Raw genomic sequence first — 13,550 nt, 5'->3', positions numbered from 1 at the left:
AGACGCAATGAATTGGCCACATGTGGCAGAGCAGTGAATCCGCTCACGCTCAGATATCGTAGGAGCGAGCCTAGAGCGCATGCAAGTGGTGCGCACCACACTAGGCAGATCGACTGTCGAACGTTAGTTGAAACACGATTTTGCTGTACAGGTTGTATAGCTGGGTGCGGTTATTCGCTTCGGGTTGCTTGGGCCTTGACCAGTGGCATGGTGCGTCCTTGGAAATGCTCACGCAGTGCTAAGGAGGATGAGGTGCGGGCAACACCGGGCACCTGAGAAATGCGATCGAACACATCTTGAAGCTCTGAGGCATTGCGTGCCACCACGCGCAGGTGTAGATCGAAATCACCAGTCACCGTATACATGTCCATGATTTCCGGAATGGATTCGGTCAGCGCGTCGGTAATTCGCACATGTCCGTACTTCTGATCGAGCTCCACCGAACAGAAGGCCACCAGTTGATAGCCAAAACCGGCGGGTTCAATGCGTGGAATGATCGCCTGAATCACCCCGTTTTCCTGCAATCGGGTTAGCCGGCTGGTCACGGTACCGCGAGCCACCCCGAGACGTCGGGCGCATTCCATGGCTGGAAGCATGGGGGAGTCGGTCAATAACTCGATCAGACCTACATCCAGGGCATCCAGTTGCACTTTCTTCCTTTGTTCGCTGACGTTTTGTGATCGGATATGCACTGCGAAGAGCTAGGCATTGTGGCATAACCTCAACCAATTTTAGGTCATGATGCGCATGGCTGTTTCGGCCTGAACGGTGGTTTGGGCAAGCGTGGGGTAGCGCGGCTGCTCGGCCTCGGAAGGCGCGAAGAGCCGATGGAGATGCCGGTACTGTGAGCTAACATACACTGGTCAGTAACATTGGAGGTTGAAAGGTGAAATCGGTGGGCTTATCGCAGGGTCTGGCATCCGTCCAGTCGCTAACGGTGCTGATTACTGGTGCCGCACAGGGCATGGGTGAGATCTTCGCACGCAGAGCCGCCCAAGAGGGCGCAAAACGGCTAATTTTATGGGATATCAATGAACCATTGTTGCAGCGTTTGACCGATCAGCTACGTGACCGCTACCCGCGGCTGCAAGTTGAAGCAGCCCCGGTGGATCTGTGCGACCCGGAGCAAATCCGTCGTGCCGCCGCTCAGGTGCTCGCCGGAGGGACACCGCAGGTCCTGATTAATAACGCTGGAGTAGTCACCGGTAAGCCCTTCATCGCCCATGAAGCTACGCAGGTAGTGCAAACCATGCAGGTCAACACCTTGGCGCCCATGCTTTTGAGCTTGGAATTGCTTCCGGCGATGAGCGCACTAGGTGAGCCGGCACGAATTCTGACCATAGCCTCGGCGGCGGCATTTGTTTCCAACCCCAATATGAGTGTTTACGCCGCATCGAAAGCCGCGGCCATGTCTTGGAGTGATTCGGTGCGGTTGGAACTGCAACGCGTACCGGGTAATCAAGTTCGGGTGACCACTTTTTGCCCCACCTATGTGAGTACCGGGATGTTTGCCGGGGCTAAGAAGATGCTGTTAACCCCGATTATGAAACCGGTTGAGGTCACTAATCGGGCTTGGGAAGCGATGCTGGCTGGGTCCCCGTTGGTGCTCATGCCGTGGACTGCCCGACTCGGTCAGTTCCTGCGCGGTGTGTTGCCGCGGCCAGTCTGGGATTTCCTGGCACAACATGTTTTGGGGATTTATCGTTCAATGGATCAATTTTCGGGCCGAGATGCTGTTGGCTCTAACGATCGGAGACCCGACGCAGTACGCTAGGTCTACAACAATCCGAGGGTGATCGCGCGGCGCCTTTCGGGCCGCTATGTGCGGGGCCTGCGATATGCAAGGAGGGGATAGCTGATGCAGAAAATTGTTCCGAACCTTTGGTATAACGCTAACGCCGTAGAGGCTGCGGAGTTTTATGCTTCGCTACTGCCTCGGACTTCGAGTTCGATCGGTATGTATTATCCGAGCGAAGGATTACTGGATTTTCAGCAGCCCTTCGCCGGAGAACCGTTAGTGGTTCACCTAGACGTGGCGGGGTATCGCCTGTCACTGATCAACGCCGGGCCGGAGATTACTCCAAACCCCAGTATTTCTTTTACCCTGCAATTCCATCAAAAATTCCTCGATGACGGTTCGACTTCTGCTGAACAGGTCTTACGCCAGGTCTGGGAGGGGTTCGTCCGCGATGGAAAAGTCCTGATGGATTTGGGTGCTTACCCCTTCAGCCCACTCTATGGTTGGGTGGAGGACCGCTATGGTATTAGTTGGCAATTGTCTCTGGCCCAGCAGGCCGAACCGGCCCAGCTGCTCACGCCCAGCTTGCTCTTTGCCGGAGCAGCGCAAAATCTGGCGGAAGAAGCCATAACCTTCTACAGCACATTGTTCGAAGACAGCGCGGTGGGGCAGAAGGTCTATTACTCGGATCCGACCGAGCCGGTGAACGCAAGCTCGCTGATGTATAGCGACTTTGAGTTGGCAGGCCAGCGATTCAGCGCGATGGATTCCGGGGTCGCGCAAGACTTTACCTTTAGTGGCGGCATTTCCTTGGAAGTGCATTGTCGCGACCAAGCGGAGATTGACCGGTTGTGGCTGGCTCTTTCCGCACATCCTGCCGAGGAACAATGCGGATGGCTGCGGGACCGGTATGGGGTGAGCTGGCAGATCGTGCCGGCCAATATGAGTGCGCTGATGAATCGACCCGAGGCCTATGCCAAGCTAATGAAAATGGGCAAGATCGTCATCGAAGATTTTTGAACTGCAGAGAACACAGAAGCCTGCAGTCGGAATATCACCGACCACAGGCTCTTGTCCGCACGCGTTGGACCACGGGCAGTACTGCGTGACTGACTTTCGTGCGAGTACGAGGTTCAGTCCGAACGTTCCATTCGATATTGGTGAATGACCCCCAAGAAACGTCCATGTCATCCCATTCTGACCTACGGTGAGACGCTGAATTTGGCTTTTTGGGGTTGATTCACCCCTCGATTCACCCCTATGAATGTCTTCGCCCCACCATTGAGACTTAATCCCGCGGCGACCTCAGATATCTGGTCAGTCGGCAGCAGTGTTTAGCGCTCGCGTTCTACCCGGCCCTCATCCCACACCGGTTCATTAGCCTCATAAACCCGACCGTTGGACCCGAAAACCCAGAAGCGGTCGAAGGATTTGGCGAACCAGCGGTCATGGGTCACGGCCACCACGCTGCCCTCAAAGGCGGCAATGGCACGCTCCAGAGCTTCGCCCGAATGCAGATCCAAGTTGTCGGTGGGCTCATCCAACAAAAGTAAGGTAGCTCCGGACAGCTGCAATAACAGAATCTGGAATCTGGCCTGCTGGCCACCGGAAAGCGACTCGAACTTTTGTTCGGACTGCCCAGCCAGGCCATAGCCGTCCAGGGCTGCTGCGGCCGCCTCACGCGGCAACCCGGAACGGTGTTCGTCGCCGCGATGCAAAATTTCTAGTAGGGTACGACCGAAGAGATCGGGGCGGGTGTGTGTTTGAGCGAAATAGCCCGGGCGGATACGCGCGCCAAGCTTCACCGACCCGCGGTGCTCCACCGGAGCCAAAATCACGTCGGACACTGGCAGATGTTCGGCTTCAGGATCGGTCCCGCCCGCGGCCAGCAAACGCAAGAAGTGCGACTTACCCGAGCCGTTAGAACCTAACACCGCCACCCGGTCACCGAACCAAATTTCATTACTGAAAGCCTTCATGAGCCCGGTCAGTTCCAGATCTTCGGCCACTACGGCACGTTTGGCGGTACGGCCTCCCTGCAGACGCATTCTCACGTTCTGCTCCAGCGGAATCGCCTGCGGCGGACCGTCCTGAAGGAACTTTTCCAACCGTGTCTGCGCAGCATGGTAACGATTAGCCATATCCGAACGGAACGCGGCCTTGGTCTTATACATGTTGACCAATTCCTTGAGCTTTGCGTGTTCTTCGTCCCAGCGTTTACGCAGCTCCTCGAACCGTTCATTGCGTTCGCGCCGCGCCTCCACATAGGAGCCAAAGGCGCCGCCGTGCACCCAAGCCGTTGCCCCACTATGTCCAGGCTCGAGCGTCGCAATCCGGGTGGCCGCGTTATTCAGCAGTTCACGGTCGTGACTGATAAACAGTACCGTCTTCTCCGACGTGTTGAGCGTGCGTTCCAGCCACTGTTTGCCGGGCACATCCAAATAGTTATCCGGCTCATCGAGCAACAGTACCTCGTCGTTCCCGGCGAACAGGGCCTCTAATACCAGTCGTTTCTGCTCGCCACCGGAAAGCGTTGAGGCCAGCCGCTCGGCAGCCCGGTCAAAGGGGATCCCGAGTGCTGCCATGCACACCTTGTCCCACACAGTTTCCAGTTCGTAACCGCCTACATCACCCCACTCGATGATCGCTTCGGCGTATTTCATCTGGACCTTCTCGTCCTGAGAAGTCAGCATCTTCGCTTCGAGTTCGGCAACCCTGTCGGCGACCTGAACGACCTGGGTTGTCGCGGTAGTCAGCAGCAGGTCCTTCACCGTGCTTTCATCGCGTACCTGCCCCACAAACTGGCGCATAATACCCAGTGAACCGGAGCGGCCGACCGTGCCTTCGTCGGCTTTCAGATCTCCGGCGATGATCTTAAAGAGGGTTGTTTTACCGGTGCCGTTCGGCCCGATCAGGGCGGTTTTGGAGCCCTCGGTGACCTTGAAACTGACCCCACCAAGAAGCTGGGTGCCATCGGAAAGAAAATATTGGATGTCTGAGACGTCGATGTGTGCCACCAGATCATCTTAGGGCAAGAGACCCAAACGTTTCTCTGAAGAACCGAGTAGTCCTGAGCTTTATGGCACCGCATCGCGACTGCGGCAGAAGGACTTCTCGCAAGATGTGGTGCAGGCGGAGGTCGTTGCGCAAGGCCGATCTAAGGTGCTGGGGCCCGGCGGTATGGCCGGAGCAGAGACACGTTTTAGTCTGCAGGTCAAGCCGGCACCTTATAGCAAAGCTTAAAAAACCGTGCCCGGTATTCCGCGGGCGGAAAACCGGGCACGTTAGGCTTTATGAATATTAGTGGGCTGCGGACTTCTTGCTGGCAGCTAGGATCGCTGCAACGGCGGCACCAGCAAGGAGCAGGAAGATGAAGAACTTGCGTCCACCGGAGCTCTTCTTCGTTTCTGCACTGAGCGCCTTCTGCGCACGAGACACGGCATCTTCCACCGAAGCGCGGGTACGTTTGGCAGCCTTGGAGTCTCCGGTCACATTGCTGACCAAGTTCGCTCCGGCGTCGCTGATGGCGCTGACATCGACGCCAGCGATTGCCTTGTTCCAGCTATCCTTCAAATCATTGGGAATCTCGGCCTTAGCGTTCTTCGCCAGCTTCTTCAACGACTTCTCAACCTCTTGGAAGCTCTTCTTGGTCTTTGTCTTGGACATGTTCCCTCTTTCGTTGATTTCCCCTCGGCAACACGGTGGCTGAACAACCCGTTGCCATAATCTCCAGCCTAGCCAGCGGCAAGTTCGGACTCAAGGAATGAATCATGCTTTTGGCGAATTCACAGCAAGAATCTGCCGTCCTATGACCCTGCGGCACCTTTGGCCCGGCGAAGCATCTCCTGGAGCAAAGAACCTACGCGATGGCGCAGGCTGGTAGCCAAGCAGATCAGCATCAGTGTTGCGGCCACCGCGGCGCACACGGCGACCGAGGCTGAGGGCAGTGCCCCGCTAAACCGTGCCACCGCGATCCAGACGATCGCCCATAAGGACCCGGCATTCACATAAATTCCCATGGGATTCTTGAAGGTTAGCGCGCAAATTGCGAGCCCCGCCAAGAGGATTAACAGGGCGGTTAGCGGTTTCAAGGCCTGATCCAAAGATTGGCTCTCTAAACTGCTGAACCAGGCCGCCGCATTGGCGATCGCGGCCATCAGAATCCAGCCATAATAGATCCCGAAGGTGGCACGGGTTACCCAACGGTCGGTGGCACGGTACAGCACCTGCGTGCTAATCAACCGCACCAGGGTGGTGAGTACCGCAACCAACAGCAGCATCACCACTAGCGACAAACCTAGTTGGTCCCACTGGATCATCTGCAACCAGAGCGCATTGAGCAGAATCGAGCCCACGGCCCAACCGCGAATCTGCTGGTGTAGTTGGGCCCCACGGTTACTCGGTAACAGTTGCCAGAGGAAGTATCCGGCTAAGCCCAGATAGAGCGGCCACCAGATGTAAAAGGCCGGTGCCGCCGGTGCTGCCGCGGTACCATCGCTGGCTAACCACCCACCGGCCGTCTCGGCCACCGTGTTGCCAAAGAATGCGCCGCCAGCTAGTAACACCCACAGCAGCGAGCCGAAGCCCAGCACGGCGCTCGAAATGGCGGCGAGCGCCGAATTCTTGGGTTCACTGGGGCGCAACATTTCCCTGTCTTTAGCTCAGCGTGCTTTTGGTGCTCACAACATATCACCTAGCTACCGCGCAGCGTGGGAACCCGGCGGCAGGTGGTGCGAGCCGGTCCGTTACGTCGGCCGCGTCTCGCTAAACACCTCGTTTGGTGTCAGGGGGTGGGGTCTGAGTGGGAATCCGGTTTAGGGTGGATGCTGTGACTGATGCAACTCTTCTGGGAGCGGACTGGGTCCGCCATGCGATTGCCCTGTTAGACGCCGATGCGAATAGGAGCGCAGATACGCACCTGCATGTCTTTCCCTTACCTGCACACTGGGGGATCGACCTGTATTTGAAGGATGAGTCGGTGCATCCTACCGGGTCGTTGAAGCATCGTTTGGCGCGCTCGCTCATTCTCTATGGGCTGGTTAACGGCCACATTTCTGCGGGCACCACCTTGGTGGAGGCCTCTAGCGGGTCCACCGCGGTGTCTGAGGCTTACTTCGCTAGGATGCTCGGGTTGCCGTTTATTGCGGTGGTGCCGCACGGTACCAGCAGCGAAAAGGTGGAACTGATCGAGTTCTATGGGGGACGTTGTCACTTTGTGGATGGCCCTTCGGCGGTCTATGACTCGGCTCGGGAGTTGGCTGCGTCCAGTGGTGGTTATTATCTGGATCAGTTTTCTTATGCCGAGCGGGCCACCGATTGGCGGGGGAATAACAATATTGCCGAGTCTGTGTTCAGTCAGTTGTCTGCCGAACGTCACCCGGTGCCGGCTTGGATTGTGGTGGGCGCCGGTACTGGAGGCACCAGCGCCACATTTGGCCGGTATGTACGTTACCGGCGGCATCATACGCAGGTGGCTGTCGCCGATCCGGAGAACTCGGCCTTTTACGAGGGGTGGCGCAGGGCTGATATGAGCTACCAAACCGGGAAGGGATCACGGATTGAGGGGATAGGCCGGCCGATCGTTGAACCGTCCTTCGTGCCCGGGGTGATCGATGAGATGTTCCAAGTCCCGGATGCCGGTTCGATCGCCGCCATGCGTTTGTTGCGGGCCCGCACCCGCCATTGGGCTGGTGGTTCCACCGGCACCAACCTGTATGCGGCTTTCCAGCTCATCGCTCGGATGCGACAGCGCGGAGAAACTGGCAGTGTGGTCACCCTCATCTGTGACAAGGGCGAGCGTTACCTCAACACCTACTATGACGATGCCTGGCTGGTGGCCAATGACCTTCACTTGGAGCCCCACTATGCGGTGCTGGAGCATTTCCTTGCCACCGGCAGCTGGCGCGACTGAGCGTGGGCTTAACCGCGGAGTGTGGGCATCAGTCCCAGCGTGCGTTTGCGTTGGTGAACGGAAAAGTAGCGTAACCCCTCATCCGCGGCGATAAATCGGCGGCGGGCACGGGCCGGTAGATACACCACATCGCCCGGGGTGAGGTTGAGCCGCTCGGTTTCGGTCTCAAGGGTGCCGCTGCCACTGATGATGTGCAGTAACACATCGAGATCCGGGCCGAGGTGTTCACCAATTTCTTCGCCGCCGGACAGTGCGATGATATTGGCATCCAGCTGCCGTTCGCTGGGCTCAAGCTTCCAGATCGCTCCGTTCAGATCCGTATCCGACGTGGCGCTGCCTAAATCTTTGCTGTTGGTCATGATGCGGGGCGCCGGGGTGGCAGCTTCCTTAGTGATTCGCACCTGCCAGTGCCCGACCGTCAGCTCTTCGGCTTCCCACCGGTAAGTTCCGGGATGATCGCGCTCAAACTCTTGACGCAGGTTCTGCGGCTCATGATCGGCATGCAGGTAGAGAGATTCGCCCACCTGAAGCTGCTGGTAGCGACCGAAGATCAAGGGATGGCGTTCCGGCTTGGGAATGTCTCGCACATCGATTAGCTGCTCGGGATTAGGGTTCATTGCCGTGCGGTCCCTTCCAAAGACTCAAGTCGCGGATTGTTTCGTTGAGCTACCCCGCGCAGGATACATGCATAGACTTAGAATCAGATTATTGGCCGTTCATCGGATATTTCAAGGAGTGGCTCCGATAATGAGTGAGCAGGTCCCCGCACCCAACGCTGCGGCGCACGCACAAACCGTTGAGGATTTTCGAGCTAACCTCAGTGCTGTGCAACAACGTATCCTTGCCGCAGAGACGCAAGCCGGCCGACCGGCAGGGTCGGTACGTCTGCTTCCAGTATCCAAAACTGTTCCGGAAGAACGCCTGCGCTTAGCTATTGCGGCCGGCATGGACTACTTGGGCGAAAACAAGGTGCAGGAGGCGGCACGGAAGGCGGAGGAACTGGCCGATATCCCCGGACTGAAATTTTCGGTCATTGGGCACCTGCAGACTAACAAGGCCAAGTATGTGGCCCGCTTCGCCCACGAGTTTCAGGCCCTAGATAATCTGCGGCAAGCCACCGCCTTGCAACGCCGACTCGAAATTGAAGACCGCACCCTTGACGTGTTCGTCCAGGTCAACACCTCGGCCGAGGAATCGAAATTCGGCTTGGAACCGGCTGCCACCGCTCAATTCATCAAGGAACTTCCGGCCTTTGACCGGTTGCGGGTCCAAGGGCTGATGACCTTGGCCGTCTTCAGCTCGGATACCGCCAAGGTGCGCAGCTGCTTTGTTACCTTACGCGAATTGCGTGACCGCTTGCGTGACACGGCACCGGAAGGGATCGGTCTGGAGGAACTGTCCATGGGAATGAGCGGTGACTTTGAGCTGGCGATCTCCGAGGGGGCAACCGTGGTGCGCGTCGGGCAAGCGATTTTTGGGGCCCGGGCACTACCCGATAGCCACTACTGGCCAGGTTTCGCACACTAGGGGCACAGTCAAACCGCTGGGTGTGCCATTGGCGGTTACTGGGTGGCCGCTGAAAAAGCCGAGCGGATCCGTGGACGTTGTCTCTGGTTGGCCATAGGGTGAAAGATACAGGCACTTTGTTGCCAAGCAGCACACCTTCTGCGTAGAGGAGCTTTCATGCCCAATATGGCCCAGAACATTATCAGCCAGCTCGACGCCCAAGGGGTGCGGCGCATTTACGGGATTCCGGGGGATTCGCTGAACGGGCTAACCGACGCCTTGCGTGAAAACGGCGAGATCCAATGGGTGCATCACCGCCATGAGGAGGCCGCGGCCTTCGCTGCGGCGGCCGAAGCAGAGATCACCGGACAGCTGGCGGTCTGTGTTGGTTCCTGCGGCCCGGGAAACCTACACCTGATCAACGGACTCTACGATGCGAATCGTTCACGGGTTCCGGTACTGGCCATCGCCGCGCACATCCCCAGCGAAGAGATCGGCTCCAACTACTTCCAAGAGACCCACCCGGTGGAAGTGTTTCGTGAATGCTCGGTCTATGTGGAGCAAGTCAGCGATGTCTCACAGATGCCTCGCATCCTAGACATTGCGATCCGAACCGCAATCGAAAAACGGGGTGTGGCCGTCTTGGTGATCTCCGGGGATGTGGCTTTGGCGGAGATGCCAAAGATCACTCCTCGCGCTATCACCGCCAGTAACCCGCGGATCCTACCCAGCGAAGCGGAAATCGAACGCGCCGCCGCGATCCTCGGCTCCTCCAAGAAAGTCACGATCCTAGCCGGCGCGGGAACCGCCGGGGCCCACACCGAGGTGCTGGAACTGGCCGATAAGCTCGCGGCCCCCATCGTCCACGCGCTGCGCGGCAAGGAACACATTTCCTATAACAACCCCTTCGACGTGGGACTGACCGGACTGATCGGATTCGCCTCCGGCTACCGAGCCATCGTCGAATGCGAGGTACTGCTGATGCTGGGCACCGACTTCCCCTATCAGCAGTTTCTGCCCGAGCACGCCACGGTGATCCAGGTTGACCTGCGCGGTGAACAAATCGGTCGACGCACCCAGGTTGACCTCCCGTTAGTCGGCACCGTCAAGGATACCGCCGCGGCGCTCGCCGCCGTATTGCCGCGCAGCACACACCGCAAACACCTGGACGAAGCGGTCAAACACTTTGAAAAGACCCGAGAAAAACTTGACGAGCTGGCGACCGAATCCAAGCCCGGAACCGCCATCCATCCACAATATTTGACCCGGCTCATCGACCAGGCCGCCGCCGAGGACGCAATCTTCACCGCCGATGTCGGTTCCCCCACGGTGTGGGCCGCCCGCTACATAACCATGAATGGGCGTCGGCGCCTCATCGGTTCCTTTAATCATGGGTCGATGGCCAACGCACTGTCCCACGGCTTGGGAGCCCAAGCGGTGGACCGCACTCGGCAGGTGATCGCCTTGGCCGGGGATGGGGGATTGACGATGCTGCTTGGGGAACTGCTCAGCACCAACCAGAATGACCTGCCGCTGAAGACCGTGGTGTTTAACAATTCCTCACTGAACTTCGTTGAACTGGAAATGAAAGCGGCCGGGTATTTGACCTACGCCACCGATCTGGAGAACCCGGATTTTGCTGCGGTAGCCAACGCCATGGGGATCAAGGGGATCAGGGTCACCGAATCGCATGAGCTGCCCGAAGCGGTCGCCGAGATGCTGGCCCACGACGGGCCGGTGCTGCTCGATGTGGTCACCGACCGGCAGGAATTGAGTATGCCGCCGACCATCAAGCTGGAACAGGCCAAGGGCTTCGCATTGTTCGCCATCAAGACCGTCATGTCCGGGCGCGGAGATGAACTGCTGGATTTGGCCAAAACTAACTGGCGGCGCATGTTCTAGACCAGGCAACCCGCGGTGAAAGATGAACTCGCTGCCCAAGAACCCTATGCTTGAAATGTCCGGGCCCGCTCTCTAGCGCGGCCGGATTCGAGACTAGGGCATTACGTGGGAAGAAGAGGCCAGTACATCTCCATGACTTCGCAACCAGCCGCGGAACACGCCGCGACAACCGAGGACTTCGCGCATAACCTTGACGCCGTGCAGTCTAAGATCGAGGCGGCCGCGCTTGCCGCCGGGCGTCCGGTGGACTCGGTGAGACTGCTCCCAGTCACCAAAACCATCCCTTCCGAACGCTTGCGGCTGGCTATCGCGGCCGGGGTCACCACCTTAGGGGAGAACAAGGTTCAGGAAGCTCAGGCTAAAAGCGAAGAGCTGGCGGACCTCCCGGATCTGCGCTACGCGATTATTGGTCCACTGCAGCGCAATAAAGCCAAGTTCGTGGCCCGCTTCGCCCATGAATTCCATGCCCTCGATTCCTTGCGGCTGGCCGAGACCCTCCAACGGCAATTGGAAGACCAGGACCGAAGCCTGGAGGTTTACATCCAGGTTAATACCTCGGGGGAAGACACTAAATCCGGTCTGCAGGCCTCCGAAGTTGCCGAGCTGGCCCAGGCCATCGAACCCCTGGACCGTTTGGTGTTGCGTGGGCTGATGACCATGGCCACCAACACCACCGATGAACAGGTGATTCGCGGCTGTTTCCGAGAACTTCGCCAATGTGCCGAACAGGTGCGCCAAAAGGTCTCCCATCCCGAGCTGTTTACCGAGCTTTCCATGGGTATGAGCGGCGACTTCGAACTGGCTATTGCCGAAGGTGCCACCGTGGTGCGCGTCGGACAAGGGATCTTTGGGGCGCGTCAGCATCCGCCACGGAACAACGCATGAGCGCCCTGGAACTGGACCAACGTTCGGTCAAGGTCGTGGTGATCGGCTCACAACTGGTGTACGGGGCGGTGGGGAACAATACCGTGGCCCGGATGATCGAAGCCGCCGGGCAGCGCTGTGTGCAGGTGCCAACCGTCCAGCTGAGCAACCTACCGCATTATCCCAGCGTGGGCGGTGGAGTAATCAGTGATCAATGGCTGGGCGAGTTCCTTGATGATCTGTTGGCCCGCGAAGTTCTTGCGGCCACCGAGTATGTCTTTGTGGGATATCTGGGCCAAGCCTCGCAAGCGAAGATTATTGCCCAGTGGTTAGATCGTGCCCGCGGGCAGTACCCGCAGTTGAAACTCATTGTCGATCCAGCCATGGGGGATCGAGATGTGGGTCTTTACACCCAACCGGAGGTGGCCCAGGCCTACGCTGAGCAGCTTGTGGACCAGGCGTGGCTACTGACCCCCAACGCTTTTGAGCTAGAGCTACTCAGTGGCGAAGCAGTGCTCGATGAACAGGATGCGGCCAATGCGGCGCTCGATCTCATCGAGCGCGGGTGCACCCATGTGCTGGTCACCTCGGCTCCGACCGATGTCCCGAGCCTCATTGGGACGCTGCTAGCGGTGGACTCCGAGACTTTCGAACAGGTCGACACCGCACTGGTTGAAACAACAGCCAAAGGGGCGGGGGACTGTTTTGCGGGTCTGCTGATCGGTCAGCTACTGACCGGCTCCACGCTCTTGGATGCGGTGCAACAGGCGGTGGCGGATACCGCCACGGCTCTAAGCGGGAAGCACCCACTTTTTAGCCCGGAGCACTGATCCGACCGAGCAGCGCAGCGGGAGCAGAATTTCGCGGTTGGAAGGAAAACCTTCCGGCCGCGAAATTTTTTGTGCCGCAGCACAGAATCTTGCCCACAGCTGGCAGCGACGGATCCAAAATGTGGGTACGGCGACGGACACTAGGGGTAGGGATGGGGCGCAGATCCACCCACTAGATAAGGTCCGGGCAACACGCCGAAAGAAGAGTCACATGAAGTTTTTTTCACCCACAACGGGTTACTCACCGGCTGTGGACAAGCACTCCAAGATCGCGAGAAATCGGGGTTTAATCGACCCGATTTATCCACAGCTGCTGTGGACTTGACAACCACCAAATGACATACTTGTAATACATCATGTTGTGGCTGCTTGCGCGGGCGAACACAAGATGTAGTATTGAACCCGATGAGACGCTCAGCGTCGAAAATACCCGAAACACGTTTTTCGGGCTCGATAGATGTGATGGCAAGCGGCAAGCCTAGGTGGCTGATCGCACGGCCAATAGGGACTTTTTAACAGGGGAGCAGGGACATGACCGTCACCGTATACACCAAGCCATCTTGCGTCCAGTGCAACGCTACTTACCGTGCGCTGGATAAGAAGGGCATTGTGTACAACAAGGTCGACATCTCGCAGGATGCCGCCGCCTTGGAACGTGTCCGCAACTTGGGTTACATGCAGGCCCCGGTCGTTATCACCGACAACGATCACTGGTCCGGTTTCCGTCCGGACAAGATCGAGACCTTGGCTCAGGCTAACTAGGTTCAACGGTCTGCGACCCACAACGATCTTGCTCGCG

The 13,550-nt window shown here is 58.1% G+C and carries 13 protein-coding genes; 8 read left to right on the top strand and 5 right to left on the bottom strand.

What is annotated here, in order from left to right:
* Nucleotides 1-170: 170 nt before the first annotated feature.
* Nucleotides 171-650, bottom strand: coding sequence for an Lrp/AsnC family transcriptional regulator (locus ACQQZ8_RS08620; RefSeq protein WP_431709434.1), 480 nt, complete (start codon nt 648-650; stop codon nt 171-173).
* A 245-nt stretch (nt 651-895) separates the two neighbouring features.
* Between ACQQZ8_RS08620 and ACQQZ8_RS08615 the strand changes: the two genes are divergently transcribed.
* Together ACQQZ8_RS08615 and ACQQZ8_RS08610 are read left to right on the top strand one after the other, a co-directional pair.
* Entirely contained in the window at nt 896-1,774 is an 879-nt protein-coding gene (locus ACQQZ8_RS08615; protein ID WP_431709433.1) for an SDR family NAD(P)-dependent oxidoreductase, read from the top strand.
* A gap of 84 nt (nt 1,775-1,858) precedes the next feature.
* The gene (locus ACQQZ8_RS08610) at nt 1,859-2,758 is read left to right on the top strand and encodes a VOC family protein (RefSeq protein ID WP_431709432.1); all 900 of its coding nucleotides are present in this window, start codon (nt 1,859-1,861) and stop codon (nt 2,756-2,758) included.
* A gap of 314 nt (nt 2,759-3,072) precedes the next feature.
* Here the strand turns inward: ACQQZ8_RS08610 and ACQQZ8_RS08605 are convergent, their stop codons facing one another.
* From ACQQZ8_RS08605 to ACQQZ8_RS08595, 3 genes are all read right to left on the bottom strand, one after another.
* Nucleotides 3,073-4,755, bottom strand: a complete 1,683-nt coding sequence (locus ACQQZ8_RS08605; protein ID WP_431709431.1) for an ABC-F family ATP-binding cassette domain-containing protein — start codon at nt 4,753-4,755, stop codon at nt 3,073-3,075.
* Nucleotides 4,756-5,038: 283 nt separating this feature from the next.
* Complete coding sequence (locus ACQQZ8_RS08600) at nt 5,039-5,404, bottom strand: hypothetical protein (protein ID WP_431709430.1); 366 nt, start codon at nt 5,402-5,404, stop codon at nt 5,039-5,041.
* A 140-nt stretch (nt 5,405-5,544) separates the two neighbouring features.
* The gene (locus tag ACQQZ8_RS08595; RefSeq protein ID WP_431709429.1) at nt 5,545-6,384 is read right to left on the bottom strand and encodes a hypothetical protein; all 840 of its coding nucleotides are present in this window, start codon (nt 6,382-6,384) and stop codon (nt 5,545-5,547) included.
* A gap of 182 nt (nt 6,385-6,566) precedes the next feature.
* On the opposite strand from ACQQZ8_RS08595, the gene ACQQZ8_RS08590 reads away from it, so the two are divergent.
* Nucleotides 6,567-7,649, top strand: coding sequence for a PLP-dependent cysteine synthase family protein (locus ACQQZ8_RS08590; protein WP_431709428.1), 1,083 nt, complete (start codon nt 6,567-6,569; stop codon nt 7,647-7,649).
* 8 nt (nt 7,650-7,657) lie between these two features.
* On the opposite strand, the gene ACQQZ8_RS08585 is transcribed toward ACQQZ8_RS08590, so the two are convergent.
* Nucleotides 7,658-8,266 carry a DUF2249 domain-containing protein gene (locus ACQQZ8_RS08585; protein ID WP_431709427.1) on the bottom strand — a complete coding sequence of 203 codons (609 nt, stop codon included), beginning with the start codon at nt 8,264-8,266 and terminating at the stop codon, nt 7,658-7,660.
* Nucleotides 8,267-8,396: 130 nt separating this feature from the next.
* Here ACQQZ8_RS08585 and ACQQZ8_RS08580 point away from each other — a divergent pair, with 130 nt between their 5' ends.
* The 5 genes from ACQQZ8_RS08580 to nrdH all read left to right on the top strand — a co-directional run bounded on the left by ACQQZ8_RS08580 (nt 8,397) and on the right by nrdH (nt 13,513).
* The gene (locus ACQQZ8_RS08580; RefSeq protein ID WP_431709426.1) at nt 8,397-9,176 is read left to right on the top strand and encodes a YggS family pyridoxal phosphate-dependent enzyme; all 780 of its coding nucleotides are present in this window, start codon (nt 8,397-8,399) and stop codon (nt 9,174-9,176) included.
* Between the two features lie 156 nt (nt 9,177-9,332).
* Nucleotides 9,333-11,057, top strand: a complete 1,725-nt coding sequence (poxB, locus tag ACQQZ8_RS08575; protein WP_431709425.1) for a ubiquinone-dependent pyruvate dehydrogenase — start codon at nt 9,333-9,335, stop codon at nt 11,055-11,057.
* Between the two features lie 132 nt (nt 11,058-11,189).
* Nucleotides 11,190-11,942, top strand: a complete 753-nt coding sequence (locus tag ACQQZ8_RS08570) for a YggS family pyridoxal phosphate-dependent enzyme (RefSeq protein ID WP_431709424.1) — start codon at nt 11,190-11,192, stop codon at nt 11,940-11,942.
* Nucleotides 11,939-12,751, top strand: coding sequence for a PfkB family carbohydrate kinase (locus ACQQZ8_RS08565; RefSeq protein ID WP_431709423.1), 813 nt, complete (start codon nt 11,939-11,941; stop codon nt 12,749-12,751). The genes ACQQZ8_RS08570 and ACQQZ8_RS08565 overlap by 4 nt, the downstream gene beginning before the upstream one ends.
* Before the next feature lie 531 nt (nt 12,752-13,282).
* Entirely contained in the window at nt 13,283-13,513 is a 231-nt protein-coding gene (gene nrdH, locus ACQQZ8_RS08560; RefSeq protein ID WP_054820723.1) for a glutaredoxin-like protein NrdH, read from the top strand.
* Nucleotides 13,514-13,550 lie beyond the last annotated feature (37 nt).

The sequence above is a fragment of the Glutamicibacter uratoxydans genome (assembly GCF_050753455.1).
GTDB classification, from domain to species: Bacteria; Actinomycetota; Actinomycetes; order Actinomycetales; family Micrococcaceae; genus Glutamicibacter; species Glutamicibacter uratoxydans_A.
The sequence above is the reverse complement of the archived record's forward strand: the minus strand, read 5'-3'. Positions and strand labels throughout refer to the sequence as shown.

Coding starts and splice junctions, on each gene's coding strand:
- ACQQZ8_RS08610 (WP_431709432.1), top strand. CDS start 1,859: ATGCAGAAAATTGTTCCGAACCTTTGGTATAACGCTAACGCCGTAGAG.
- ACQQZ8_RS08600 (WP_431709430.1), bottom strand. CDS start 5,404: ATGTCCAAGACAAAGACCAAGAAGAGCTTCCAAGAGGTTGAGAAGTCG.
- ACQQZ8_RS08595 (WP_431709429.1), bottom strand. CDS start 6,384: ATGTTGCGCCCCAGTGAACCCAAGAATTCGGCGCTCGCCGCCATTTCG.
- ACQQZ8_RS08585 (WP_431709427.1), bottom strand. CDS start 8,266: ATGAACCCTAATCCCGAGCAGCTAATCGATGTGCGAGACATTCCCAAG.
- ACQQZ8_RS08580 (WP_431709426.1), top strand. CDS start 8,397: ATGAGTGAGCAGGTCCCCGCACCCAACGCTGCGGCGCACGCACAAACC.
- poxB (WP_431709425.1), top strand. CDS start 9,333: ATGCCCAATATGGCCCAGAACATTATCAGCCAGCTCGACGCCCAAGGG.
- ACQQZ8_RS08570 (WP_431709424.1), top strand. CDS start 11,190: ATGACTTCGCAACCAGCCGCGGAACACGCCGCGACAACCGAGGACTTC.
- ACQQZ8_RS08565 (WP_431709423.1), top strand. CDS start 11,939: ATGAGCGCCCTGGAACTGGACCAACGTTCGGTCAAGGTCGTGGTGATC.
- nrdH (WP_054820723.1), top strand. CDS start 13,283: ATGACCGTCACCGTATACACCAAGCCATCTTGCGTCCAGTGCAACGCT.